A 23,005-nucleotide genomic window follows, 5' to 3' on the forward strand; every position below is an offset into this window, starting at 1 on the left:
CGCTCGCTCCCCCGTCAGACGATCGGGTCGTGGACGGTGACGAGCTTGGTGCCGTCCGGGAAGGTGGCCTCGACCTGGACGTCGTGGATCATCTCGGGGATGCCCTCCATGACGTCGTCGCGGGTGAGGATCTTGCGTCCGGAGGACATCAGTTCGGCGACGGTCCGGCCGTCACGTGCGCCTTCGAGGATGTGCGACGTGATGAGGGCGACGGCCTCGGGGTGGTTCAGTTTCAGTCCGCGGGCCCGCCGCTTCTCGGCCACGTCGGCGGCCACATGAATCAGCAGCCTCTCTTGCTCGTGCGGGGTCAGTTGCACGGCGTCCCACCTCACAGTCCTCGCTCCGGACCGTGCGGGGTCCGGTGGCCGCAGCCACCAAAACCCCTGGTGGCATGGATGCGCACGGTAGTTGGCCGGAGTTTCAAGGACGTTAACCGGCCTGTGATCACCTCACGGCCGCGCGGGGGACTCCCCCATGCTCATCAAGGCCCGTAGACCGTCCCGGAGGATCTCCGGCGACGCGGCGCCGAAGACCGCCATCTGCGCCGCGAACCCCTGCGCGAGCGCGATCATCGTCCGCGCCATGGCGTCGGCGTCCGCATCCTCGTGCATCAGCCCCGCGGCCTTGTAGCCCTCGACGACCTTCGCCCAGGCGACGCGCACCTTGTCGTACCCGGCGGTCATCAGGGCCGACAGCTGGTCATTGCGCAGGGTCTCGGACCACACCTGGATCATCAGCCGGGGGAACACCCACTCGCCGTTGTCCAGCCTTCCTGGCTTCACCTCCCGCAGCTGCGCCAGCGCCCTGGGGATCAGCACGTCCGGCAGCGGCGGCGGGCTCTCCAGGGCCGCGCGCTCGTAGGTGTCGCGCACCGTCTCCAGCACTTCGACGACGATCGCGCCGATCAGCTCCTCCTTGCCGCTGTAGTAGCGGTAGACGGCACCCGCGGAGAGGTCGACCTCCTTGAGCACGTCCTGCATCGACGTGGCGTGGAATCCGTTGCGGGCGAAGCAGAGGGCCGCGCCTTCAAGGATCTGACGGCGGCGGGCGTCGAGGTGTTCCTGGGATACGCGGGCCATGGCCCAAAAGTAAAACGAACATTCCTTCTTGACAAGGCGGCGGGGCCGCAGGACAGTGTGGGCAACAGCTAAAACGAACGATCCTTCTTTTTAGATCGAAGCATCTTGGACCGAGGCATCGACATCTTGGATCGCAGCATCGAAGCGAGGGAGATCATGTCCGCCACCTCCGCTACGCCCGCCGACACGGCCACACCCCCACTGCCGCACGGCCGCCGTATGGTCGCCGTGATCGTGCTCATCCCGACACTGGTGGCAGTGGCCCTCTGGGCCTTCGCCTGGCCCGCCGCCCGCACGGCACCTCGCGATCTGCCGCTCGGCGTAGCGGGGTCCGTGACTGCGACGGCCCAGTTGGAGAAGCAACTGTCGCAGCACCAGGGCGCCTTCGAGATCCACCGCTACGCCGACGAGGCCGCCGCCCGGGACGCCATCGAGGACCGGACCGTATACGGCGCGGTCGTCGCCACCGCGCAGGGACCCAAACTGCTGACCGCCTCGGCGGCAAGCCCGGTCGTCGCCCAGCTGCTCCAGCAGAGCGTGGCCGAGCAGGCCCCCGCGGGCACGAAGGTGACGACCATCGATGTCGTGCCCGCCTCCGCGAAGGATCCGCGCGGCGCGGCCCTGAGCTCGAGCGTGCTGCCGCTCGCGCTGGTCGGTATCGCCGCGGGAGCCGTCGTGACCCTGCTCGGGCTGCGCGGCGCGCGCGCCGTCACCGCACTGGTCGGCGCCGCGGCCCTGGTCGGCGTGGTCGCGGCCGCGCTCGCGGACAGCTGGCTGGGGGTCTTCACCGGCGACTGGTGGGCGGAGGCCGCCGCGCTCGGGCTCTCGACGCTGGCCGTGGGCGCCGCCGTCGCCGGGCTCGCGGCGCTGTTCGGCCCTGCCGGCATCGGGCTCGGCGGGTTCGTGGTCATGCTGCTCGGCAACCCGTTCTCCGGAGCGTCCTCGGCTCCGCAGCTGCTGCCCGAGCCGGTCGGGACGATCGGCCAGTGGCTGCCGCCGGGCGCGGGCGCGACCCTGCTGCGCTCGGTGTCGTTCTTCGACGGCGCCGCCGCGACCGGACCGGCGCTGACCCTGGCCTGGTGGTCCGTGCTCGGCCTGGGCGCGGTCCTGCTGGGCAGCGCGCTCAAGCGACGCGGGACGACCACGGAGACGGCCGCGGAGCGGGAGCCCGCACTGGTGAGCTGACCGCCCACGGAGCCGATCGTGCGCCCCCGCAGTAGCGGACGGGGGTGCACGGTCTTCCTGTTTTCCGCGCCGGTACGTATCCGCATCTCTGCCCGTCCGCGCACCTACGTGCCTGCGCCTCAGCGCGTCAGCGCGCCTGCGTCTCAGCGCGTCAGCGCGCCTGCGTCTCAGCGCGCCCGCGTCTCTACCCGTCCGCGCACCTGCGCACCCGCGTCTCTGCGCGTCCGCGTGTGTCGGCCTGTCCACATTCCCGCGCGCCTTCGTTCCCGCGCGAACCGCCTTGTAGCTACGAGGCGTTGGGCCCCCGGTGCTCCGCGGCGATGCCGAACCGCTGTCGCTCGCGCGGCGCGGACGCGACCTCGCGGACGCTGGAGAGGGAGCTGACCACCTGCTCGTCCGCGGGGTCCTGGAGTTCTTCGAGACGCTCCAGGTCTACGGCGGAGACCAGGGCGACGAGGGGCTTCCCGTGCCGCGTGACGACGACGCGCTCACCGCCGTACACGACGCGGTTGATCAGATCGGCGAGCTCAGCCCTGGCTTGCGTCACCGGAATCTCGTAGGCCATGTCGTCCAGCTTAGACCGGGCCCCCGACACCCCGGCGGAGCGGAAGATCATCGCATTCCGGCACGCCGTGCGTGCCGGTTTTTCGCTCTCAGCATGCCCCCCTCCCCTCACTGCGTACGTCCTGTACATTTTTTACAGATGTCGATCAGAGGAGGCGCGTGCCATGGACAGCCCGTCCGCCCGCTATGTCCTGCCCGAGTTCACCGAACGGACCAGCACGGGGCACCGGACCCTGGATCCGTACTCGAAGCTGCTCGACGAGCGGATCGTGTTCCTCGGGACGCCGATCGACGACACGTCGGCGAACGATGTGATGGCGCAGTTCATGCACCTCGAGTACCTGGCACCGGACCGGGACATCTCGCTGTACATCAACTCCCCCGGCGGCTCCTTCAGCGCGATGTCGGCGGTCTACGACACGATGCAGTTCGTCACCTGTGACGTGGAGACCGTCTGCCTGGGACAGGCGGCGTCCGCCGCGGCCGTCCTGCTGGCCGGGGGCACCCCGGGCAAGCGGTTCGCGCTGCCGGGTGCGCGCGTACTCATCCACCAACCGTCGATCCCCGAACCGATCCAGGGTCAGGCGAGCGATCTGGCCATCCAGGCAGAGGAGTTGACGCGCACCCGCAGGCTGCTGGAGGAGATGCTCGCACGGCACACGGGGCAGAGCCCGGAGCAAGTCGCCGCGGACATCGAGCGGGACAAGATCCTGGACGCGCCGGGGGCGCTGGCGTACGGACTGATCGACCGGATCATCCCGAGCCGCAAGGCCTCGCGCACCGCGCCCGGCGCGAGGTGACCGCCCGATGATCCCCGATCTGCCGCCACTGCCCGCGCTCACGCGCGCCGAGGCCGAGTTGATCGACCGTTACCTCGACGTGGTCGATCTGCTCGGCCGCATCAACCCGGCCCGCCCCGGGGACACCTATCGCGGTCTGAGGGCCGCTCAGGCGCTGGTCGGCAAGGCGACGGCGCTGCGTGACGCCCTCGCGCTGATGCACCAGCGGGGCGAGAGCGAGGTGCACGCCCCGACTCTGGCCCAGGCCCTGCGCGTCCTCGACGGCGAGCGGCGGGCGGCCCGGGTCACCCTGCCGCCCGCCTCCGACAGTTGACGCACGGACACCCGGGCCGCGGCACGCCGCCGAACCGGCGAAGTGTCCGGCCCGGGTTTCAAACGGACCAGATGGCGTACCCCCTGATGGAGTAGTCGCGGGTCCTTTCGAGAGCGCGGATAAGTTGCGCAACGCGCGTAGCGCAGAGGCGGAATCAAGTGTTCCGATGCTGGTACGAGCGTCGTCGGCACCCTCAACACCCCCTCGAACGGAGGGGTGTCCACCCGAACGGGTGAGTGGTGAGTAACCCCACAAACCACCGATTCCGCTCGGATTTTCCGACCCACATGCGTGAAGATCCCTTCCGACGACAAGCCCCCGCCGCAGCGGCGGGGCGGTCCGGGCGGACGCCGAGTCCTGCCGCCGCCCGGATGTCCGGTCGACAGATGTGGATCGGCAGGAGTGGAGGACCCAGCACGACGGGCCGCCGGAGAGATCCGGGCGGTCCTTGGGGTGAAGCCGCAGTACGCGGCCGGGCTACTTCGCCAGCCCGAATCCGACAGGTCATCCTTCACAGGCGGCTGACGAAGGGTTGCGCATGACTGCGCTCAATCGTGTCCCGTCGCTGTGGACCAGGGCCGGTACGGCCTCGGCCCTCACCATCGCCGCCGTGGGCGGCACCCTCGTGGTCCCGGGCGTCGCAACCGACGCCGAGGCGGCCACTCTCGCGACGAAGGCACTTCAGGTCGCGGCCTCCAAGAAGGGCTCCCCGTACCAGTGGGGCGCCACGGGGCCACGCCGCTTCGACTGCTCCGGACTCACGCTCTACTCGTACAAGAAGGCGGGCAAGAAACTGCCTCGTACGGCCGCGGCGCAGTACAACAAGACGCACCACATCTCCGCCTCGCACCGCAAGGCCGGAGACCTCGTGTTCTTCCACTCGGGCCGGAACGTGTACCACGTCGGCATCTACGCCGGGAAGGGAAAGATCTGGCACTCCCCGAAGACCGGGGAGGTCGTGAAGCTCCAGAAGATCTGGACGAAGAGCGTCTGGTACGGCCGGGTCAGCTGACCTGCCCGAGGGGGTGACGGCGCACGCCGCCGTCACCCCCTCGGGGCGTGAAAGCGGGCGGAACCGGTTACTCGTGCACCATGGCCGAGCAACCTCCCCTCGCGGCACGCCACGAGACGCCCCTCGAACGCGCCGACCGCAATTTCGCGGAACTGCTCCAGGAGCTGCGCGTCACCCAGACCGGGGTGCAGATCCTCTTCGCCTTCCTGCTGACCCTGGCCTTCACGCAGCGCTTCCCGTCCCTCGACTCCGTGCAGCGCGCCACCTACGTCATCACGCTGCTGCTCTCGATGCTGGCCGCGGCCCTGTTCACGGCCCCGGCCGCGCTGCACCGCGCGCTGTTCCAGCAGAACGTGAAGCCCGTCATCGTGCGGGTGTCCTCCCGGCTGGCCCACATCGGTCTGTACGTGCTGATGCTGGCGTTCAGCGGATCGGTACTCCTCGTCGTGGACGTGACGCTGGGGCGCGGCGCCGGAATCGCGGCGGGAGCGAGCACGCTGGCCGTCTGTCTCGCGCTGTGGAGCGTCCTGCCCCGGCTGGTGGATCACGTCAGATCCGCAGAGGCTCGAGCAGAAGCACCAGGCCGAGAACCGTGAGCGCACCGCCGGTGACCGCCTCCACGGCCCGGGCGGCACGCGGCCTGCGCAGCCACCGGCCGAGCCGGTCCACCAGCAGCGCCACCGCGGGGAACCACACCAGGGCGAGGACGACCACGATCAGCGCCAGCAGCAGGGTCCGCGGCATCGCGGGGCTGCCCGCCGGCACGAACTGCGGCAGCAGGCTGAGGAAGGTGATCGGCGCCTTCGGATTGAGCGCGTTGGTGACGAAGCCCTGTCGCAACGGGCGCGCGCCGGACCCCGCCACGTCGGCCACCGCCTCGCGCGGCCGTCCGAGCGACCGCAGCGTCCGTACGCCGAGGTACAGCACATAGGCGCCGCCGAGCAGCTGCAGCGCCGGGAACAGCGCGGGTACGGCGGTGAGGACCGCGGCGACCCCGGCGACGGCGAGCGCCGTGTGCAGGAGCAGCCCGCCGGTGATGCCGAGCGCGCACGCGACTCCGGCCCGGCGCGAGACCAGGGCGTTGCGTACGACGACGGTGAAGTCCGCGCCCGGCATGGCGACCATGCCCGCGGCGACCCCCGTGAAGGCGATGAGCTGTGCGTCCATGAGCACCAGGCTGCCCGTAAAGGGCCTGTAGCGGGTATGTCGAATATTCTGGGTGGGTCTAAAGCAATGGTTTAGACCCTGAGGGCCCCAGGGACCCTCAGGGCCCCGCAGACCCAGGAGAGGCACGATGTACGACCCGACGCGGCTCGCGGCGCTGGTGGCGGTCGCCGAGGCGGGGTCGATCACCCGCGCCGCCGAGCGACTCGGCTACACCCCGCCCGCGCTCTCCCAGCAGCTGGCGAAGCTGGAGCGGGAGGCGGGCGCGACCCTGCTGGTGCGGTCGTATCGCGGGGCGCGGCTGACGGACGCGGGCGAGCTGCTCGTGACGCGGGCCCGCCGGGTCCTCGACGAGATGGAGCGGGCCCGGCACGAACTGGCGCGCCTGGCCGGCCTGTCGGGCGGCACGCTACGGCTCGGAACCTTCCAGACGGCGGGCATCCATCTGCTGCCGCCCGTCCTCAGCGCCTTTCGCCGGGCCCACCCGGACGTGGAGCTCGCGGTTGCCAACTACGAGCCTCCGGAGGGCATTTCGGCGGTCGCGGCGGGTGAGGTGGACCTGGCCCTGACGCACACCTACGAGCCCGCGGCGCCCGTACCGCTCCCGTCGTCCGTGAGCGTGGAGCCGGTCCTGGTCGAGGAGTTGGTGCTGGTGACCGCTCCCGGGCATGTCCTCGCGGGCGGCTCGGCGCGGCTGCCGCTGACCGAGCTCGCCGGGCAGCCGCTGATCAGCATGGCCCCGGACCATCCGCCCCGGCAGGGCGTGGAGGCCGCGCTCGCCCGGGCCGGGGCCACCCCATCGGTGCTGGTCGAGACCCCGGGGTACGCCCTGGTGTGCGCGCTGGTCAGCGCCGGGCTCGGGGTCGCGGTCGTACCGGAGATGGTGGCCGCGACGGCGGCGACGCCGGTGGGGACGCGGCTACTGGAACCGGGAGATCTGCGCCGTACGATCTCGGTCGTCCACCGGAGCGACGAGGCGGCCCCCGCGGCCGATGTCTTCCGGGCCCTGCTGCGCGGCGCCTTCGGACGGGCCGCGCAGCACAACTAGGCCGCGTCGCGGGACTCTTGTGGTCCGCAGAACCGAACGGCTCGCTTCCCTACGGCTCTTGCGGCCCCCCGGCCGCCACCACCGGCTGGACCGGTGCCGTCCACGGCAGTTCGATGGAGACCGTCTTGCCGCCCTCCCGGGTGGGCCGGACGGTGAGTCTGCCGCCGCACTCGGCGGTCAGCCAGCGGATGATCACCATGCCGCGGCCGTTGTCCTGTTGGACGGCCGCGGGCAGCCGTTTCGGAAAGCGCGGGTGGCTGTCGGTGACGCCGAGACGCAGCTGTTCGTCTCGGTCGAGCCGTACGTCCACCGTAAAGGTGGGCGACTGCCCGAACGTGTGCTGGACGGCGTTGGTGGCTAGTTCGGACACGATCAGGCGTACGGAGTCCGCGACTTCGGAGTCGCACGGCAGGCCCCATTCGGCCAGCACGTCGACGACGAATTTCCGGGCCGCGGAGACCGAGGCGGGATCGCTCGGCAGAGTGACGGATGCTTCCTGGTGGTCTGCCATGGCGACGTCGTCCCTTTCCCACGGGACCGGAGTCCGACACGGAGCGGATGGTTCGAGTACGGTCCCGGACTGGTGCTTCGCGCCAGACTGCCATTACCGGGCCGGTCACGGGTGCGATCCACCAAGTTATGCATATATCTGTCGCTCGAAGCGGTGAACTCTGCGACGGCAGACCGTATTTGGGCGGCTCGGAAGGAGTAAGGAGTACGGCCATGCAGCACGGTCCCGCGGTGCGCCGCCGCAAACTCGGTGCCGAACTGCGCGCGCTGCGCGCCGATGCGGGCCTCACGAGTGGTGAGGCGGCCCGCCTGCTGGGCTGGCATCAGTCGAAAGTGAGCCGGATCGAGACCGGCACGAGCGGGGTGAAGCCGGCGGACGTAGCACGACTGCTGGACGCGTATGCCGTGGAGGATCCCGAATTACGAGATCTCCTGGTCGTGTTGGCGGGCTCCGAAGGCAACGGACGGCACCATTGGTGGCACGCCTATCGCGGGGTGCTGCCTCCGACGTACCGCGACTTCATCAGCCTGGAGTCGCAGGCCAGTGGGATGCGGACGCTGGAGACCTCCGTCGTGCCAGGGCTGCTGCAGACGCCCGAGTACGCCCGTGCGGTGACGCGGGCCGCCGTGGACGGGCTGGAGGACGGCAAGCTCGACGCGCTCGTCGAAGTGCGCCTCGCCCGCCAGGACGTGCTGCGTTCGCATCCCCCGCTGGAACTGAGCGCGGTCCTGGACGAGGCGGTGTTACGACGGGAGGTCGGCGGACCGGAGGTCATGGCACGTCAGCTGAACCGGCTACGGGAGGCCGCCACCCTGCCTCAAGTGCGGCTTCAAGTCCTGCCGTTCGCCGCCGGAGCACACATCGGAGTCACCGGGCCTTTCGTTATCTTTTCATTTCCGAACACAACTGATCTGGATGTGGTTGTTCTCGACCACTTGACGAGTAGCCTCTACCTCGAACGGAAAGAAGACCTTCAGGCCTACAGCGAGGCCTTCAACGCCCTTCAGTTCCACGCCCTTTCGCCCGAGGCCTCGTTGGACTACATCGCCGGGATAGCTGACGGCGCGTAAGGAGGCACCATGTCAGCACTGGCTCGGAACGTACCTTCCAGTACCTCACTGCACGATGTGCGATGGCTGCGCAGCAGCCGCAGTACGGGAATGAACAACTGCGTCGAGACGGCGCGCCCCGGCCCGGGACCCTGGTCCGGACTGGTGGCCGTGCGTGATTCCAAGAACATGGCAGGCCCCGCCCTGCTCTTCGCTCCTGCCGCCTGGGAGGGATTCATCGCCGCACTGAGCTGACCGCCGAACCGCTACCCCTTCACCGCGTCCGACCGATCACACCTACGGCGTGCTCGATCTGCTCCTCGGTGAGGTCCGCGCGGGCGGTCAGCCTCAGCCGTGAGATGCCGTCGGGCACGGACGGGGGACGGAAGCAGCCGACGGCGAGTCCCGCCTCACGGCAGTCGGCCGCCCACCGCACGGCCCGTTCGGGGGAGGGCGCGCGCACGGATACGACGGCGGCGTCCGGCCGTACCGCCTCCAGCCCCTCGGCCGTCAGGCGGGTGTGCAGTGCCGTCGCCACCGCGCGCGCCCGTCCGGCACGCTCCGGCTCGCGGCGCAGCAGCCTGAGCGCCGCGAGGGCCGCGCCCGCCGCCGCGGGCGCGAGACCGGTGTCGAAGATGAACGTGCGCGCCGCGTTGACCAGGTGGTCGATGACCGGGGCGGGGCCGAGGACGGCGCCGCCCTGGCTGCCGAACGACTTCGAGAGTGTGACGGTCACGACGACGTCCGCGTCGCCCGCGAGCCCCGCCGCGTGCGGAGCGCCCCTGCCACCGTCGCCCAGGACGCCGAGCCCGTGGGCGTCGTCGACGATCAGTCCTGCGCCGTACTCCCGGCAGGCGAGGGCGATTTCGGACAGCGGCGCCGCGTCCCCGTCCACCGAGAAGACCGTGTCGGAGACGGCGACGGCGGGTCCCTGATGGGTGCCGAGCGCCTTGCGCACGGCGTCGGGGTCGGCGTGCCCGACGACCTGCGTGGTGCCGCGGGCCAGCCGGCAGCCGTCGATCAGCGAGGCGTGGTTGCCCGCGTCCGAGACGACGAGCGAGCCGTGCGGCGCGAGCGCGGTGACGGCGGCGAGATTGGCCGCGTATCCGGAGGAGAAGACGAGCGCGGACTCGAAGCCACAGAAGTCGGCCAGCTCGCGTTCCAGCTCGCCGTGCAGTTCCGTGGTGCCAGTGACGAGCCGGGAACCGGTCGCGCCGCCACCCCACCGTCGCGCCGCGTCCGCCGCGGCCCCAGTGATCTCCGGATGGCGGGCGAGACCGAGGTAGTCGTTGCTCGCGAGATCGAGGAGCGGCGAGTCGGCGGGACGCGGACGCAGGGTGCGGACGAGTCCGGCCCGGCGGCGCGCCCGCGCCTGCTCGTCGATCCAGCCGAACGCCATGTGTCCTCCGGGCCGTAGTGGCGGGTGTGCCGTAGTGGCGGGTGTGTTGTAGTGCGGGTGTTTTGTAGGCAGTGCACAGACCCTAGCGGCCGGGCCAGCCGCCCAGGATGTGGCAATACCCACACGTCGAACCGTCTCTGTTGTGCAAACTCTCCTTGGCCGAGAGCGGTCGCATAGGCCAGGATCGGACCTCATGGACCTGCTGAACACGCTGGTGGACAAGGGGCTTCGGCGCGAGCTGCCGACCCGGGACGAAGCTCTGGCCGTGCTGGCCACCTCCGACGACGACGTGCTCGACGTGGTGGCCGCGGCCGGCAAGGTACGCCGGCACTGGTTCGGCCGACGGGTGAAACTCAACTACCTCGTCAACCTCAAGTCGGGCCTGTGTCCCGAGGACTGCTCGTACTGCTCGCAGCGGCTCGGCTCCAAGGCCGACATCCTGAAGTACACCTGGCTCAAGCCCGACGAGGCCTCGCAGGCCGCGGCGGCCGGGCTCGCCGGGGGCGCCAAGCGGGTCTGCCTGGTGGCCAGCGGCCGCGGTCCGACGGACCGTGACGTGGACCGGGTCTCGGACACCATCAAGGCGATCAAAGACCAGAACGAGAACGTCGAGGTGTGCGCCTGCCTCGGCCTGCTCTCCGACGGCCAGGCCGAGCGGCTGCGTGAGGCGGGCGCGGACGCGTACAACCACAACCTGAACACGTCCGAGGGGACGTACGGGGACATCACGACCACGCACACGTACGCCGACCGGGTGGACACGGTCCAGAAGGCGCACGCGGCGGGCCTGTCCGCCTGCTCGGGTCTGATCGCCGGCATGGGCGAGTCCGACGAGGACCTCGTCGACGTCGTCTACGCACTGCGCGAGCTCGACCCCGACTCCATTCCGGTGAACTTCCTGATCCCCTTCGAGGGCACCCCGCTCGCCAAGGAGTGGAACCTCACGCCGCAGCGCTGTCTGCGGATCCTGGCGATGGTCCGCTTCGTCTGTCCCGATGCCGAGGTCCGCATCGCCGGCGGCCGCGAGGTCCATCTGCGCACCATGCAGCCCCTCGCGCTGCACCTGGCCAACTCGATCTTCCTCGGCGACTACCTCACCAGTGAGGGCCAGGCCGGCAAGGCGGACCTGGAGATGATCGCGGACGCCGGCTTCGAGGTGGAGGGCGCGGGCGAGGTGACGCTGCCCGAGCACCGGGTTGCGGCGGGTGGGGGCTGCGGCTCGCACGAGAGTGCCGGGTGCGGCTCGCATGCGGACGCCGGGTGCGGCTCGCATGCGGAGGCCGGGTGCGCCCCGTGCGGCTCGTCCGCCGAAGAGGCCGAAGAGAGCATCCCCGAGGCCCGTACGGACCTCGTCGCGGTTCGCCGTCGAGGTGCCGGAACGGATCTCGCGCCCAATGCCTGATCTGTCCGTCGAGGAGCTGCTGGACCTCGACCGGCGTCACGTCTGGCATCCGTACGGGCCGATGCCCGGCCGCCAGGAACCGCTGGTCGTGGAGTCGGCGAGCGGCGTCCGTCTGAACCTGCGCACGGCCGATGGAACCCACGACGACGTCATCGACGGCATGTCGTCCTGGTGGTCGGCCATCCACGGCTACAACCACCCGGTGCTCAACGACGCGGCCCGCGACCAGCTGGAGCGCATGAGCCACGTCATGTTCGGCGGGCTCACCCACGAGCCCGCCGTACGGCTCGCGAAGCTCCTTGTCGACATCTCGCCCGAGGGCCTGGAGCACGTCTTCCTCGCCGACTCCGGTTCGGTCGCGGTCGAGGTCGCTGTCAAGATGTGTCTGCAGCACTGGCGCTCGCTCGGCCGCCCCGGCAAGCAGCGGCTGCTGACCTGGCGCGGCGGCTATCACGGGGACACCTGGCAGCCGATGTCGGTGTGCGACCCCGAGGGCGGGATGCACGAGCTGTGGCAGGGCGTGCTCCAGCGCCAGGTGTTCGCCGACGCGCCGCCGGTCGCGTACGAGGAGTCGTACGCCGATCACCTGCGCCAGCTGATCGAGCGGCACGCCGACGAGTTGGCCGCGGTGATCGTGGAGCCGGTGGTGCAGGGCGCGGGCGGGATGCGGTTCCACTCCCCCGCGTATCTGCGGGTGCTGCGCGAGGCGTGCGACGCGCACGACGTGCTGCTCGTCTTCGACGAGATCGCGACCGGCTTCGGCCGTACGGGCGCGCTGTTCGCGGCGGAGCACGCGGGCGTCACGCCGGACGTGATGTGCGTGGGCAAGGCGCTGACCGGCGGCTATATGACGATGGCGGCGACACTGTGCACCCCGCGGGTGGCCGACGGCATCTCGCGCGGCGAGGTCCCGGTGCTCGCGCACGGGCCGACCTTCATGGGCAATCCGCTGGCGGCCGCCGTGGCGTGCGCCTCGATCGACCTGCTGCTCGGGCAGGACTGGCAGACCGAGGTCAAGCGCATCGAGACGGGGCTGCGGGACGGGCTGGCCGCGGCTTCGGAGCTGCCGGGCGTCCGGGACGTACGCGTGCTCGGCGCGATCGGCGTCGTCCAGCTCGACCACGAGGTGGACATGAAGGCGGCGACGGCGGCCGCCGTGCGCGAGGGCGTGTGGCTGCGGCCGTTCCGCGACCTCGTCTACACGATGCCGCCGTACGTCACGGGCGACGCGGACGTGGCACGCATCGCGCGCGCGGTGTGCGCGGCGGCACGGGAAGGATGACATGCCGGTACTGGTGATCACGGGGACGGGCACGGAGGTCGGCAAGACGGTCACCACCGCGGCCGTGGCCGCCGCGGCCGTCGCGGCCGGGCGGTCCGTGGCCGTGCTCAAGCCCGCGCAGACAGGTGTACGTCCGGACGAGCGCGGCGACGCCGACGAGGTGGCCCGGCTCGCGGGCACCGTCACCACGCTCGAACTCGCCCGCTATCCCGAGCCGTTGGCACCCGCGACGGCCGCGCGACGCGCCGGGCTCGCGCCGGTCCGGCCGCACGAGGTCGCGGACGCTGCGGCCAAGCTGGCCACCGAGCACGACCTCGTGCTGGTCGAGGGCGCGGGCGGCCTCCTCGTACGCTTCGACGACGAGGGCGGCACGCTGGCGGACGTGGCGCGGCTCCTTGACGCACCGGTACTGGTGGTCGCTTCGGCCGGGCTGGGCACGCTCAACACAACGGAGCTGACGGCTCGTGAACTGCGGCATCGGGGGCTGCGCTTGACGGGGCTGGTCATCGGCAGCTGGCCCAGCGAGGCGGACCTGGCGTCCCGTTGCAACCTCGCGGACCTGCCGAAGGTGGCTGATGCCCCTCTGCTCGGCGCGCTGCCGTCAGGCGCGGGTGCCTGCGCGCCTGCCGACTTCCGTGCGGGAGCGCCGAGTTGGCTGGCACCCCGACTGGGCGGAAACTGGAACGTGAGCGCCTTCGCTTTTGCCCACGCCCCGTAGGAAGCGCCGGACCTGCGCCCCGTAAGGGGCGCGGGGCTGTGACACTATGCGGCTCCGCCGCGTGGGCCCGACCAGCCACGAACACCCGCAGTCACCAAACCCACAAGGTCGTCGGCACCGCGCATGATGCCGCCTCCACCCTCCTGGACGGCGCCGCCCATGTGGAGGTCGGCTGCGTCTCGCGCACCAACATGAACAACGACCACGGCGTCTGCGAACGGGTGCGCGACTTCATCGCCTGACGCCCGCGCGCTGCGCGTGTAGCGGGCGTCCTGGGGGGACAATCACGGTAAGGCACGTCCTCCCGGGAGGTCCGTCATGCCGCTCATGCCGCTCAGGTCGGCCGGCTCCAGCAAGGTGACACGGGACCCCGTGCACCATCCGCTGTTCGCCCGCTACTACGCCCGGATCAGCGTGACCGCCGAGACGCGGTTGGGCATGGGCGGAGTACGCGAGCGGCTGCTCGCCGGGCTGTCCGGGCGGGTCATCGAGATCGGCGCGGGCAACGGTCTGAACTTCGCGCACTATCCGAGCGCCGTCTCGGAGGTCGTCGCCATCGAACCCGAGCGGCTGCTGCGGCAGTTGGCCGTGGAGGCGGCCGTGCGCGCCGAAGTCCCCGTCGACGTGGTGCCGGGTACGGCGGAGGCCCTGCCCGTCAAGAGCGAGGCGTTCGACGCGGCCGTGGTCTCGCTGGTGCTGTGCAGCGTCCGCGATGTGCCGCGCGCCCTCGCCGAACTGAAGCGCGTGCTACGGCCTGGCGGCACCCTGCGGTTCTTCGAGCACGGCAAGGGCGGCGGGCGCGCGATGACGTACGCCCAGCGCGGCCTGGACCGCACGGTGTGGCCGCGCCTCAACGGCGGCTGCCATCTGGCCCGCGACCCGATCGCCGCGCTGCGTGACGCCGGGTTCGAACTCGGCCCGTACCGGCGGATGTTGATGCCCGAAAAGGGGCCGCGGCTGCCCACCTCGTACTGCGTACTGGGCACCGCGTGGCGCCCCGGGCTCGCGGAACCAGAAGCCTCATAGGCTCCATTGGCGCAGCTGCTGCGCGATCTCGTGCACGGTCGCGTCGCCTCCCTTCACCAGGCGGGCCAGTTCGCGCACCTGCTCGGGTGAGGTGACGACCTTGAGGCCGCTGGCGACGAGATAGGCGTACGCGACGGCCGAGGCGAACATCGCGTTGGAGCGTTCGAGCGCCGGGATGTGCAGCAGGAGCTGGAGCAGCGCGGCGGCGCGGGTGTGCGGGCTGTCGTAGACGGGAATGCCGAATATCTCCGCCTCGTGCCGACTGACGGCGGCGACGAGGGCTCCCCAGTCGGTGACCTGGGGGTCTCCGGGCGTCTTCTGTTCGGCGATCATGAGGAGCCAGGCAAGGTCGACTCTGAGACTGCTCAAGGGATCAACGACGACCTTCGCGCGTGCCTTCTCGGTCCGCGCCGAATTCCTCGGCGAAGACGGACTCGTACTGCTTCATGAAATCGGCGGCGGCCTCCACGAAGGTGTGGCCCACTTCCCCGGTGTCCTGTCTGACCAGCTCTTCGATGTAGCGGTTCACGCTCATCCCGCGCTCCAGGGCCCGCTCTCGGGCGGCGCGGGCCGTGCCCTCGTCCACCCGTACGTTCAACTGAGTCTTCGCCATGCTTTGAAGCTAGCGCCGGATTGCTAGCACCGGCAAGAGGGCCTCGGGTGGAGCCGAGGGTGGAGCCGAGGGTGGAGCCGAGGGTGGAGCCGAGGGTGGAGAGCGCCGGCGGAGAGTGCCCCTTACACGGGTATCAGGGGCACAACCTGGGGCGGAGGACGCGCGGGACCTCTGGGGGATACCGAGTGTGCCTCGGATCACATTAGGCTCGGCCGGGACGACGGAGTCGGGACGTCCATCACCTAGGAGGCGGACTTGTCCACACCTGCTGCGGAGCGCGCCACCGGACGCGCGGAGGCGGACGGGATCGCCGCCCGCGCCCGCGGCCTGACGAAGGCGTACGGCTCGGGCGAGACGACGGTGCTCGCCCTCGACTCGGTCGACGTGGACATCGCGCGCGGCCGCTTCACCGCCGTCATGGGCCCGTCGGGTTCCGGTAAGTCCACCCTCATGCACTGCCTGGCGGGGCTCGACACCGTTTCCGCCGGACAGGTGTGGCTGGGCGACACCGAGATCACGGGGCTGAAGGACCGCGAGCTGACCCGGCTGCGACGGGACCGCATCGGCTTCATGTTCCAGTCGTTCAACCTGATCCCGACGCTGAACGCGGCCGAGAACATCACGCTGCCCATGGACATCGCGGGCCACAAACCCGACCGGAAGTGGCTGGACCAGGTCATCGACACGCTCGGTCTGCGTGACCGGCTGGGGCACCGCCCCGCCCAGCTGTCCGGCGGCCAGCAGCAGCGCGTCGCCTGCGCCCGGGCGCTCGCCTCGCGCCCCGAGCTGATCTTCGCGGACGAGCCGACCGGCAACCTCGACTCCCGCGCCGGGCTCGAAGTCCTCGGCTTTCTGCGCGAGGCGGTCGACGAACTCGGCCAGACCGTCGTGATGGTCACGCACGACCCTGGCGCGGCCGCCCACTCCGACCTGGTGCTCTTCCTCGGGGACGGGCGGATCGTGGACGAGATGGAGCGGCCCACGGCAGAGGCCGTACTGGAACGCATGAAGCGATTTGACACGATCCGGGTGACCTTCGACGGTGGGGGCGGCGGGCCCGACGGCGTGCCCTCCGCGGGTGCCTCCGGTGACGTACGCCTTGATGCCGTTCCCGGCGCCGCGACTCCCGACGGCGACTCCGGCGACGTAACCCTCGACAAGGACTGAGGCGGGCGTGCTCAAGGCGACTCTGCGGAGCTTTCTCGCGCACAAGGGGCGGCTGCTGCTCTCGGCGCTGGCCGTCGTGCTGTCGGTGGCGTTCGTCGCGGGCAGCCTCATCTTCTCGGACACGGTGACCCGGACCTTCGACCGGCTCTTCGCCTCCACCTCGGCCGATGTGACCGTGGAGCCGAAGAACGACCTCACCTCGCAGATCCCGACCGGGGCCACCCAGACCGTGCCCGCCTCGCTCGCGGACCGGCTGACGAAGGTCGACGGCGTCGCCGCCACCCATGTGGATGCGGCGGTGGAGAACGCCACGGTCGTGGACAGCAAGCACGAGTCGGTCGGGCCGACGACGGGCGCCCCCACCATCGTCACCAACTGGGAGGTCACCAAGCGCAGTCCGGTGAAGCTGACCTCCGGCCACGAGCCGCAGGGGGACAGCGAGGCGCTGCTGGACGCGGACACCGCCAAGAAGAAGCACGTCCGCATCGGCGACACCCTGACGGTGCAGGCGCAGCCCGGCCCGTTCAAGGTGCGGATCGTCGGCATCGCCACTTTCACCACCACCAACCCCGGCGCCGCGCTGATCTTCCTCGACACCCCGACGGCGCAGACCAAACTGCTCGGCAGCCCCAATGCCGCCACGAGCATCTCGGTGGACGCGGCGCACGGGGTCAGCGACGACCTGCTCAAGCAGCGGATCGCCGCCGAACTCGGCACGAAAACCTACGACTTGAAGACCGCCAAGGAGCAGGCCAAGTCCTCCGCCGAACAGCTCGGTGGATTCCTCGACGTGATCAAGTACGTGATGCTCGGCTTCGCCGGAATCGCCGTGCTCGTGGGTGTCTTCCTGATCGTCAACACCTTCTCGATGCTCATCGCCCAACGCACCCGAGAACTGGGCCTGTTGCGTGCGCTCGGCGCCGACCGCCGCCAGGTGCGCCGGTCCGTGCTCACCGAGGCGCTGCTGCTCGGCCTGGTCGGCTCGACCCTCGGACTCGCCGCCGGCATCGGGCTCGCGCTGGGCCTGATCAAGCTCATGACCGCGTTCGGCATGAACCTCAAGTCCACCGAGATGGTGATCGGCTGGGCGACACCCGTCTCGGCGTACGTCGTCGGAGTCGGCGTCACCTTCGTGGCCGCGTATCTCCCGGCCAGGCGCGCGGCCGGCGTCTCCCCCATGGCGGCCCTCGCCGACGCCGAAGTCGCCGGTGTGGGACGGCCGTTGCGGGTGCGCGCCGTGGTGGGCGCGGTCGTCGGCGTGGCCGGTGCCGGCGCGCTCGCGGGGTGTGCCGCGTCGTCGAAGACCTCGACGGCCGCCTCCCTGCTGGGACTTGGAGTCGTCCTGACGCTCATCGCGACGGTGATCGCGGGTCCGCTGCTGGTGCGGCCGGTGATCCGGGTCCTGGGCGGGGCGTTCCCCGCGCTCTTCGGCTCCGTCGGCCGGATGAGCCAGCGCAACGCGCTGCGCAACCCGCGACGCACGGGCGCCACCGCGGCCGCGCTGATGGTGGGCCTCGCCCTGGTCGGCGGGATGTCCGTGGCCAGCGCCTCGATGACCAAGTCCTTCGACCACCAGATCGACAAGACGCTGGGCGCCGACTTCGTGATCCAGAACAACAACTTCGTGCCGTTCCCGCAGGACCTCACCGACAAGGTGCGCGGCACGGAGGTCGCCGGACTCGTGGTCCGGCAGCGGTTCACACCCGTCGCGGTACGGCTCCCGGACGGCAAGCGGATCGAGACGACCGCGGCGGCCTACGATCCGCGGCTCGACGACGTCGCCCACGTCACCTACGCGCAAGGGGACACGGCGGCGGCGCTCGGCGACGGGCACATCGCCATGGACGTGAAGTTCGCGAGGAAGCACGACGTGCGCGTCGGCAGCGTGATCCCGGTCGAATTCCCCGCCAAACGGAAGACCGAGCTGACGGTGGCGGCGCTCACCGACCAGGACGCCGCCGAGGGCTTCGGAATGCAGGGCGGGCTCTACTTCGGCTTCGGCACGATCGAGAAGTACGTGCCCGGTGGACAGGACTCCGCCCTGTACGTGAACGCGGCCTCGGGTACCAGCGCAGACCAGCTGCGCTCACGGCTGGAGAAGACCCTTGACCCGTACCCGCAGGCCAAGGTCCTCGACCAGGCCGACTACAAGAAGCTGATCCACGATCAGATCGCCGTGCTGCTCTACCTCGTGTACGCGCTGCTCGGCCTCGCGATCGTCATCGCGGTGCTCGGAGTCGTCAACACCCTTGCCCTGTCGGTCGTGGAGCGCACCCGCGAGATCGGACTGCTGCGCGCCATCGGGCTCGCCCGGCGCCAGCTGCGCCGGATGATCCGCCTGGAGTCGGTGGTGATCGCCGTGTTCGGAGCGGTCCTCGGCCTGGCGCTCGGCATCGTCTGGGGTATCTGTGTGCAGCAAGTGCTCGCGCTGCAGGGCATGAAGGCGCTCGCCATCCCCTGGACGACGATCATCGCGGTCGTGGTCGGTTCGGCGATCGTGGGCATCGTGGCGGCACTGCTGCCGGCGTTGCGCGCGTCGCGTATGAACGTGCTGGCCGCGATCGCGCACGAGTGAAGTACTCGCGTTTGGTCCGCGTCCGGTCCGCGCCGGTCTGCGTCCGGTCCGCCCCTTGACGCCCCTTGAGCACAGGTCGCATGTGACTGAAGAGAGTTACTGAGGAGAGTTCATGCCGCAGCCCTTACGTCCCTTCCGTTTCGGCGTCAACATGCTCACCCCCGCGCCCGTCGACGAGTGGCGTGCGAAGTGCCGCCGGGCCGAGGAACTCGGCTACGACGTCATCACGGTGGCCGACCACCTCGGCATGCCCGCCCCCTTCCCCTCCCTGGTCGCCGCCGCCGAGGCGACCGAGCGGCCCCGCCTCGGCACGTTCGTGCTCAACGCGGGCTTCTGGAACCCAGCACTGCTGGCCCGCGAGGTGGCCACCACGGACGCGCTGACGGGCGGGCGCCTCGAACTCGGCCTCGGCACCGGCTACGTACCGGCGGAGCACGAGACCGCGGGCCTGCCCTGGGGTTCGCCGCGTGAGCGTGTCGACCATCTCCTGCGCACGGTCGAGGAGTTGGACCGGCTGCTCAGCTCGGACGAGCACCAGCCGCAGCCGGCGCAGAAGCCTCGGGTGCCGCTGCTGATCGGCGCCAACGGCGACCGGATGCTGCGGCTCACCGCCGAGCACGCGGACATCGCGGCCTTCACCGGCGCGCGCACCGCGGAAGGCGGCACGCTGGTGCCGCTCACAGCCGAGGAACTCGACGAACGCGTCGCCCTGTACCGGGAGTCCGCCGCCGGGCGCAAGGAGCCCGCCGAGCTCAATCTGCTCATCCAGATCGTCACCGTCACCGACGACCGCGATGTCGCGATTGAGCCCTGGCTGTCCCGCATTCCTCACCTGACCGCGCAACAGGTCCTGGAGCTGCCGATCGTGCTGGTGGGGACGTTGGAGCAGATCATCGAGCGGGTGCGGGCCCAGCGGGAGCGGTACGGATTCTCGTATCTGACCGTGCTGGAGCCGAACATGGAGGCGTTCGCTCCCGTCGTCGAGGCGCTGCGCGGCGAGTGACGTCCGGATCGTGGAATTCCCGTGGCGCGGGCGACCCGCCGTGATGGGATCAGAGCATGACCGAGCTGCGCATACGAACCGCGACGCCCGACGACCTCGACACCGTGCTGGCCTTCTGGAAGGTGGCCGCCGAGGGCACGAGCATCAGTGACGACCGGGACGGCGTGGAGCGGCTGGTCAGCCGCGATCCCGAGGCGCTGATCCTCGCGTTGGGGGTCTCCCCCGCTCAAGCGGAGTCGAGAGCTCGGGGGAATGACGGAGAGCTGGTCGGCACGGTCATCGCCGGCTTCGACGGCTGGCGCTGCCATCTGTACCGCCTCGCGGTGCATCCCGAGCGGCGGCGGCTGGGGATCGGCTCGGCGCTGCTCGCCGCCGCCGAGGAGCGGTTCGTACGGCTCGGCGGGCGGCGCGGAGACGCCATGGTGCTCCAGCGGAACGAGACCGCCCAGCATGCCTGGCGGGCCGCGGGGTACGCACCCGAGGAGCAGTGGCGCCGCTGGGTGAAGCCGCTCTCCGACTAGAGACGACGGCCGCTCACGAGCCCGACGAGAGCCTTTTGCCGATCCTTTACCATTGGAGGGTCACTCGATCTTCCAATGAAAGGTGTGAGCGTCCGCCCATGGGCGAGCCTCCCAGTACCCGACATCGCGCGATCACCCCGCCCCAGGCGGACCATGGGACGGAGGTGACCCGATGACCGAAGTGCTCCTCCTCCTGGTGGCGGTTCTGCTCTCGCTGGCCTGTGGCGCCTTCGTCGCGGCGGAGTTCTCCCTGACCACGGTCGAGCGCAGCGAGCTGGAGCGTGCCGTCGAGCGCGGTGAGCGCGGTGCGTCCGGCGCCCTCAAGGCCGTACGGAATCTGACCTTCCAGCTGTCCGGCGCCCAGCTCGGCATCACCGTCACCAACCTGGTCGTCGGCATGCTCTCCGAGTCGTCGATCGCCGAGCTGATCGCGGGTCCGCTGGAGTCGATCGGCGTCTCTCCCTCCGCGTCGAAGTCGGTGGCCCTGGTCATCGGTACGGCGCTGTCGACGATCTTCCTGATGGTCGTCGGCGAGCTCGTGCCCAAGAACTGGGCGATCTCCTCGCCGCTCGCCATCGCCAAGCGGGTGGCGACGCCGCAGCGCTGGTTCAGCGCCGCGTTCCGCCCGTTCATCACGCACCTGAACAACACGGCCAACCGGGTCGTACGACGCTTCGGCCTCGAACCCGCCGAGGAGCTGGCCTCCGCGCGCGGCCCCCAGGAACTGGTGGCCCTCGCCCGGCACTCCGCCAAGGAGGGCGCCCTGGAGGCGGACACCGCCGAGCTGTTCGTGCGCACACTGAACCTGGCCGACCTGACCGCGGAGAACGTGATGACCCCGCGCGTGCAGGTCATCGCGCTGGACGCCCAGACGACCTGCGAGGACGTGGCGAACGCGACACGGGCGACCGGCCTCTCCCGCTTCCCCGTCTACCGCGGCAACCTCGACTCGGTCGTCGGCATCGCGCACATCAAGGACGTACTGACCGTGCCCGCCGAACGCCGCATGCAGACCCCCGTCCCCCAGATCATGCGCGAGCCGCTGCTCGTCCCGGAGTCCCTGACGGTCGACCGGTTGATGGACCGGCTGGCCGGCAAGCGCACCATGGCCGTGGTCATCGACGAGTACGGCGGTACGGCCGGGGTCGCCACCCTGGAGGACATCGTCGAGGAGGTCGTCGGCGAGGTGCGGGACGAGCACGACCCGCACGAGACGCCCGACCTGGCTCCGGCAGGCACCGACGACGCGGGCCGGGCGCTCTACTCGGCCGACGGATCCGCCCGCACCGACCACTTGGCACGCGTCGGACTGCGGATCCCCGACGGTCCGTACGAGACGCTGGCCGGTTTCATCGCGACCGCGCTCGGCCGCATTCCCGCCGTCGAGGACACCGTCCAGGTCGCCGGGTGGAGGCTCGAGGTGGTGGACGCCTCGGGGCGGCGGGCCGCCCGGGTGCTGCTGCACGCGCCGCGCGACGATGAGGAGGGGGAGCGATGACCGTCGTACAACTCCTGATCGGCCTCGCGACGCTGGTGGTGAACGCCTTCTTCGTGGGCGCCGAGTTCGCGCTGATCTCGGTGCGCCGCAGCCAGATCGAGCCGCACGCCGAGCAGGGCGACCGGCGGGCGCGCAGTGTGCTGTGGGGCCTGGAGCACGTGTCCGCGCTGCTGGCGGCCGCGCAGTTGGGCATCACCCTGTGCACGCTGGTCCTCGGCATCGTGGCCGAGCCCGCGATCGCGCACCTGCTGGAGCCGGTGTTCCACGCGGTGGGCGTCTCGCAGAGCGCGGGCCACGCGGTCTCGTTCGTCATCGCGCTCGCCCTGGCGACGTATCTGCACATGCTGCTCGGCGAGATGGTGCCGAAGAACATCGCGCTCGCGGAGCCGGTGCCCAGCGCGCTGCTGCTCGGCCCGCCGCTGGTCGCGCTCTCACGCACGCTGCGCCCGGTGATCTTCACCGTCAACGCGTTCGCCAACGGGCTGCTCAAGCTGCTCAGGGTCGATGCGAAGGGCGAGGTCGCCGCGACCTTCACGGACGACGAGCTGGCCCGGCTGGTCAAGGATTCCACCGCCGCCGGGCTCATCGACGACCGCGCGCGGGAGCGGCTGCACGACGCGCTGGAGCTGGGCCGACGGCCCGTGCGGGACGTCGTCCTCCCCCTGGAACGCATCGTCTACGCGCGCGTGGGCGTCACTCCGGAGGAACTGGAAGGGCTGTCCGCCGAGTCCGGCTTCTCCCGCTTCCCCGTCGTCGACGAGGGCCGCCGGATCGTCGGCTATCTGCACGTCAAGGACGCGCTGGACGCGATGCCACGCGACGTGCCGTTCCAGGTGCAGGACATGCGGACCATCGCCCGGGTCCGGGAGAGCACTCCACTGGACGACGTCCTCACGGCGATGCGGCGCAGTCGTACGCATCTCGCGGCGGTCATGGGCAGCGACGGGCGGCTCGCGGGGCTGGTGACGATGGAGGACGTGCTGCGGGAGTTGTTCGGGCAGCCGGCGTGACGGGGCTGTGTCGTGGCCGCGGGGAGCCCCGTGGCCCGACCGACCGCTGCCCGGTAGCCGGACCCG

General features: G+C 70.6%; 27 protein-coding genes and 1 riboswitch. Of the genes, 19 read left to right on the plus strand and 8 right to left on the minus strand.

Going from position 1 to position 23,005, the window contains the following annotated elements; translation table 11 throughout:
• Window positions 1–14 precede the first annotated feature (14 nt).
• Together ACFY0T_RS21805 and ACFY0T_RS21810 are read right to left on the minus strand one after the other, a co-directional pair.
• The gene (locus tag ACFY0T_RS21805; RefSeq protein WP_054229180.1) at window positions 15–317 is read right to left on the minus strand and encodes an urease subunit gamma; all 303 of its coding nucleotides are present in this window, start codon (window positions 315–317) and stop codon (window positions 15–17) included.
• A 132-nt stretch (window positions 318–449) separates the two neighbouring features.
• Window positions 450–1,079 (minus strand): TetR/AcrR family transcriptional regulator, encoded by a 630-nt coding sequence (locus ACFY0T_RS21810; RefSeq protein ID WP_388872891.1) that lies wholly within the window; start codon window positions 1,077–1,079, stop codon window positions 450–452.
• 156 nt (window positions 1,080–1,235) lie between these two features.
• On the opposite strand from ACFY0T_RS21810, the gene ACFY0T_RS21815 reads away from it, so the two are divergent.
• The gene (locus ACFY0T_RS21815; RefSeq protein ID WP_388872894.1) at window positions 1,236–2,264 is read left to right on the plus strand and encodes an ABC transporter permease; all 1,029 of its coding nucleotides are present in this window, start codon (window positions 1,236–1,238) and stop codon (window positions 2,262–2,264) included.
• 286 nt (window positions 2,265–2,550) lie between these two features.
• On the opposite strand, the gene ACFY0T_RS21820 is transcribed toward ACFY0T_RS21815, so the two are convergent.
• The gene (locus tag ACFY0T_RS21820) at window positions 2,551–2,829 is read right to left on the minus strand and encodes a type II toxin-antitoxin system Phd/YefM family antitoxin (protein ID WP_388872897.1); all 279 of its coding nucleotides are present in this window, start codon (window positions 2,827–2,829) and stop codon (window positions 2,551–2,553) included.
• A gap of 163 nt (window positions 2,830–2,992) precedes the next feature.
• On the opposite strand from ACFY0T_RS21820, the gene ACFY0T_RS21825 reads away from it, so the two are divergent.
• The 4 genes from ACFY0T_RS21825 (at window position 2,993) to ACFY0T_RS21840 (ending at window position 5,549) form a co-directional block, all read left to right on the plus strand.
• Window positions 2,993–3,628: an ATP-dependent Clp protease proteolytic subunit gene (locus ACFY0T_RS21825; RefSeq protein WP_388872901.1), complete on the plus strand. Its 636-nt coding sequence runs from the start codon at window positions 2,993–2,995 to the stop codon at window positions 3,626–3,628.
• A 7-nt stretch (window positions 3,629–3,635) separates the two neighbouring features.
• A complete protein-coding gene (locus tag ACFY0T_RS21830; protein WP_388872904.1) occupies window positions 3,636–3,941 on the plus strand; it encodes a hypothetical protein in 306 nt (101 codons plus the stop codon).
• A 370-nt stretch (window positions 3,942–4,311) separates the two neighbouring features.
• Window positions 4,312–4,477, plus strand: a riboswitch (cyclic di-AMP (ydaO/yuaA leader).
• A 2-nt stretch (window positions 4,478–4,479) separates the two neighbouring features.
• Window positions 4,480–4,953: a C40 family peptidase gene (locus tag ACFY0T_RS21835; protein WP_388872907.1), complete on the plus strand. Its 474-nt coding sequence runs from the start codon at window positions 4,480–4,482 to the stop codon at window positions 4,951–4,953.
• Between the two features lie 80 nt (window positions 4,954–5,033).
• Window positions 5,034–5,549, plus strand: a complete 516-nt coding sequence (locus tag ACFY0T_RS21840) for a DUF6328 family protein (protein WP_388872910.1) — start codon at window positions 5,034–5,036, stop codon at window positions 5,547–5,549.
• Here the strand turns inward: ACFY0T_RS21840 and ACFY0T_RS21845 are convergent.
• Entirely contained in the window at window positions 5,503–6,120 is a 618-nt protein-coding gene (locus tag ACFY0T_RS21845; protein ID WP_388872912.1) for a LysE family translocator, read from the minus strand. The two genes, ACFY0T_RS21840 and ACFY0T_RS21845, sit on opposite strands and share 47 nt — an antisense overlap.
• 127 nt (window positions 6,121–6,247) lie before the next feature.
• On the opposite strand from ACFY0T_RS21845, the gene ACFY0T_RS21850 reads away from it, so the two are divergent.
• Entirely contained in the window at window positions 6,248–7,165 is a 918-nt protein-coding gene (locus tag ACFY0T_RS21850; protein WP_388872915.1) for a LysR family transcriptional regulator, read from the plus strand.
• A 49-nt stretch (window positions 7,166–7,214) separates the two neighbouring features.
• On the opposite strand, the gene ACFY0T_RS21855 is transcribed toward ACFY0T_RS21850, so the two are convergent.
• Window positions 7,215–7,676 carry an ATP-binding protein gene (locus ACFY0T_RS21855; RefSeq protein ID WP_388872918.1) on the minus strand — a complete coding sequence of 154 codons (462 nt, stop codon included), beginning with the start codon at window positions 7,674–7,676 and terminating at the stop codon, window positions 7,215–7,217.
• Between the two features lie 212 nt (window positions 7,677–7,888).
• Between ACFY0T_RS21855 and ACFY0T_RS21860 the strand changes: the two genes are divergently transcribed.
• The gene (locus ACFY0T_RS21860; RefSeq protein ID WP_388872921.1) at window positions 7,889–8,746 is read left to right on the plus strand and encodes a helix-turn-helix domain-containing protein; all 858 of its coding nucleotides are present in this window, start codon (window positions 7,889–7,891) and stop codon (window positions 8,744–8,746) included.
• 9 nt (window positions 8,747–8,755) lie between these two features.
• Window positions 8,756–8,980 (plus strand): DUF397 domain-containing protein, encoded by a 225-nt coding sequence (locus ACFY0T_RS21865; RefSeq protein WP_388872924.1) that lies wholly within the window; start codon window positions 8,756–8,758, stop codon window positions 8,978–8,980.
• Window positions 8,981–8,999: 19 nt separating this feature from the next.
• Here ACFY0T_RS21865 and ACFY0T_RS21870 read toward each other — a convergent pair whose 3' ends face one another.
• Window positions 9,000–10,124, minus strand: a complete 1,125-nt coding sequence (locus ACFY0T_RS21870; RefSeq protein ID WP_388872927.1) for an 8-amino-7-oxononanoate synthase — start codon at window positions 10,122–10,124, stop codon at window positions 9,000–9,002.
• A gap of 193 nt (window positions 10,125–10,317) precedes the next feature.
• Between ACFY0T_RS21870 and bioB the strand changes: the two genes are divergently transcribed.
• The 5 genes from bioB to ACFY0T_RS21895 all read left to right on the plus strand — a co-directional run bounded on the left by bioB (window position 10,318) and on the right by ACFY0T_RS21895 (window position 14,552).
• On the plus strand, window positions 10,318–11,526 hold the full coding sequence (gene bioB, locus ACFY0T_RS21875; protein WP_388872929.1) for a biotin synthase BioB: 1,209 nt from the start codon (window positions 10,318–10,320) through the stop codon (window positions 11,524–11,526).
• Window positions 11,519–12,808, plus strand: a complete 1,290-nt coding sequence (locus tag ACFY0T_RS21880; RefSeq protein ID WP_388872932.1) for an adenosylmethionine--8-amino-7-oxononanoate transaminase — start codon at window positions 11,519–11,521, stop codon at window positions 12,806–12,808. Before bioB ends, ACFY0T_RS21880 begins: the two co-directional genes overlap by 8 nt.
• Before the next feature lies 1 nt (window position 12,809).
• Window positions 12,810–13,526 carry a dethiobiotin synthase gene (bioD, locus tag ACFY0T_RS21885; RefSeq protein ID WP_388872934.1) on the plus strand — a complete coding sequence of 239 codons (717 nt, stop codon included), beginning with the start codon at window positions 12,810–12,812 and terminating at the stop codon, window positions 13,524–13,526.
• Between the two features lie 38 nt (window positions 13,527–13,564).
• Window positions 13,565–13,768, plus strand: coding sequence for a hypothetical protein (locus tag ACFY0T_RS21890; protein WP_388872937.1), 204 nt, complete (start codon window positions 13,565–13,567; stop codon window positions 13,766–13,768).
• A gap of 85 nt (window positions 13,769–13,853) precedes the next feature.
• A complete protein-coding gene (locus ACFY0T_RS21895) occupies window positions 13,854–14,552 on the plus strand; it encodes a class I SAM-dependent methyltransferase (protein WP_388873431.1) in 699 nt (232 codons plus the stop codon).
• Here the strand turns inward: ACFY0T_RS21895 and ACFY0T_RS21900 are convergent.
• Both ACFY0T_RS21900 and ACFY0T_RS21905 read right to left on the minus strand, forming a co-directional pair.
• Window positions 14,547–14,921, minus strand: a complete 375-nt coding sequence (locus ACFY0T_RS21900; RefSeq protein ID WP_388872940.1) for a fic family toxin-antitoxin system, toxin component — start codon at window positions 14,919–14,921, stop codon at window positions 14,547–14,549. The two genes, ACFY0T_RS21895 and ACFY0T_RS21900, sit on opposite strands and share 6 nt — an antisense overlap.
• A gap of 4 nt (window positions 14,922–14,925) precedes the next feature.
• Entirely contained in the window at window positions 14,926–15,165 is a 240-nt protein-coding gene (locus ACFY0T_RS21905) for a toxin-antitoxin system antitoxin component (protein ID WP_028800409.1), read from the minus strand.
• A 255-nt stretch (window positions 15,166–15,420) separates the two neighbouring features.
• Between ACFY0T_RS21905 and ACFY0T_RS21910 the strand changes: the two genes are divergently transcribed.
• The 6 genes from ACFY0T_RS21910 to ACFY0T_RS21935 all read left to right on the plus strand — a co-directional run bounded on the left by ACFY0T_RS21910 (window position 15,421) and on the right by ACFY0T_RS21935 (window position 22,939).
• Window positions 15,421–16,332 carry an ABC transporter ATP-binding protein gene (locus ACFY0T_RS21910; protein ID WP_388872943.1) on the plus strand — a complete coding sequence of 304 codons (912 nt, stop codon included), beginning with the start codon at window positions 15,421–15,423 and terminating at the stop codon, window positions 16,330–16,332.
• Between the two features lie 7 nt (window positions 16,333–16,339).
• Window positions 16,340–18,907, plus strand: coding sequence for an FtsX-like permease family protein (locus ACFY0T_RS21915; protein ID WP_388872946.1), 2,568 nt, complete (start codon window positions 16,340–16,342; stop codon window positions 18,905–18,907).
• Between the two features lie 112 nt (window positions 18,908–19,019).
• On the plus strand, window positions 19,020–19,910 hold the full coding sequence (locus ACFY0T_RS21920) for an LLM class F420-dependent oxidoreductase (RefSeq protein ID WP_388872949.1): 891 nt from the start codon (window positions 19,020–19,022) through the stop codon (window positions 19,908–19,910).
• Window positions 19,911–19,966: 56 nt separating this feature from the next.
• A complete protein-coding gene (locus ACFY0T_RS21925; RefSeq protein WP_388872952.1) occupies window positions 19,967–20,431 on the plus strand; it encodes a GNAT family N-acetyltransferase in 465 nt (154 codons plus the stop codon).
• A gap of 172 nt (window positions 20,432–20,603) precedes the next feature.
• On the plus strand, window positions 20,604–21,929 hold the full coding sequence (locus ACFY0T_RS21930; protein ID WP_388872955.1) for a hemolysin family protein: 1,326 nt from the start codon (window positions 20,604–20,606) through the stop codon (window positions 21,927–21,929).
• Entirely contained in the window at window positions 21,926–22,939 is a 1,014-nt protein-coding gene (locus ACFY0T_RS21935; RefSeq protein ID WP_388872958.1) for a hemolysin family protein, read from the plus strand. Before ACFY0T_RS21930 ends, ACFY0T_RS21935 begins: the two co-directional genes overlap by 4 nt.
• The last annotated feature ends 66 nt before the right edge of the window (window positions 22,940–23,005 follow it).

The organism is Streptomyces sp. NPDC001530, assembly GCF_042894545.1.
Classification (GTDB): Bacteria; Actinomycetota; Actinomycetes; order Streptomycetales; family Streptomycetaceae; genus Streptomyces.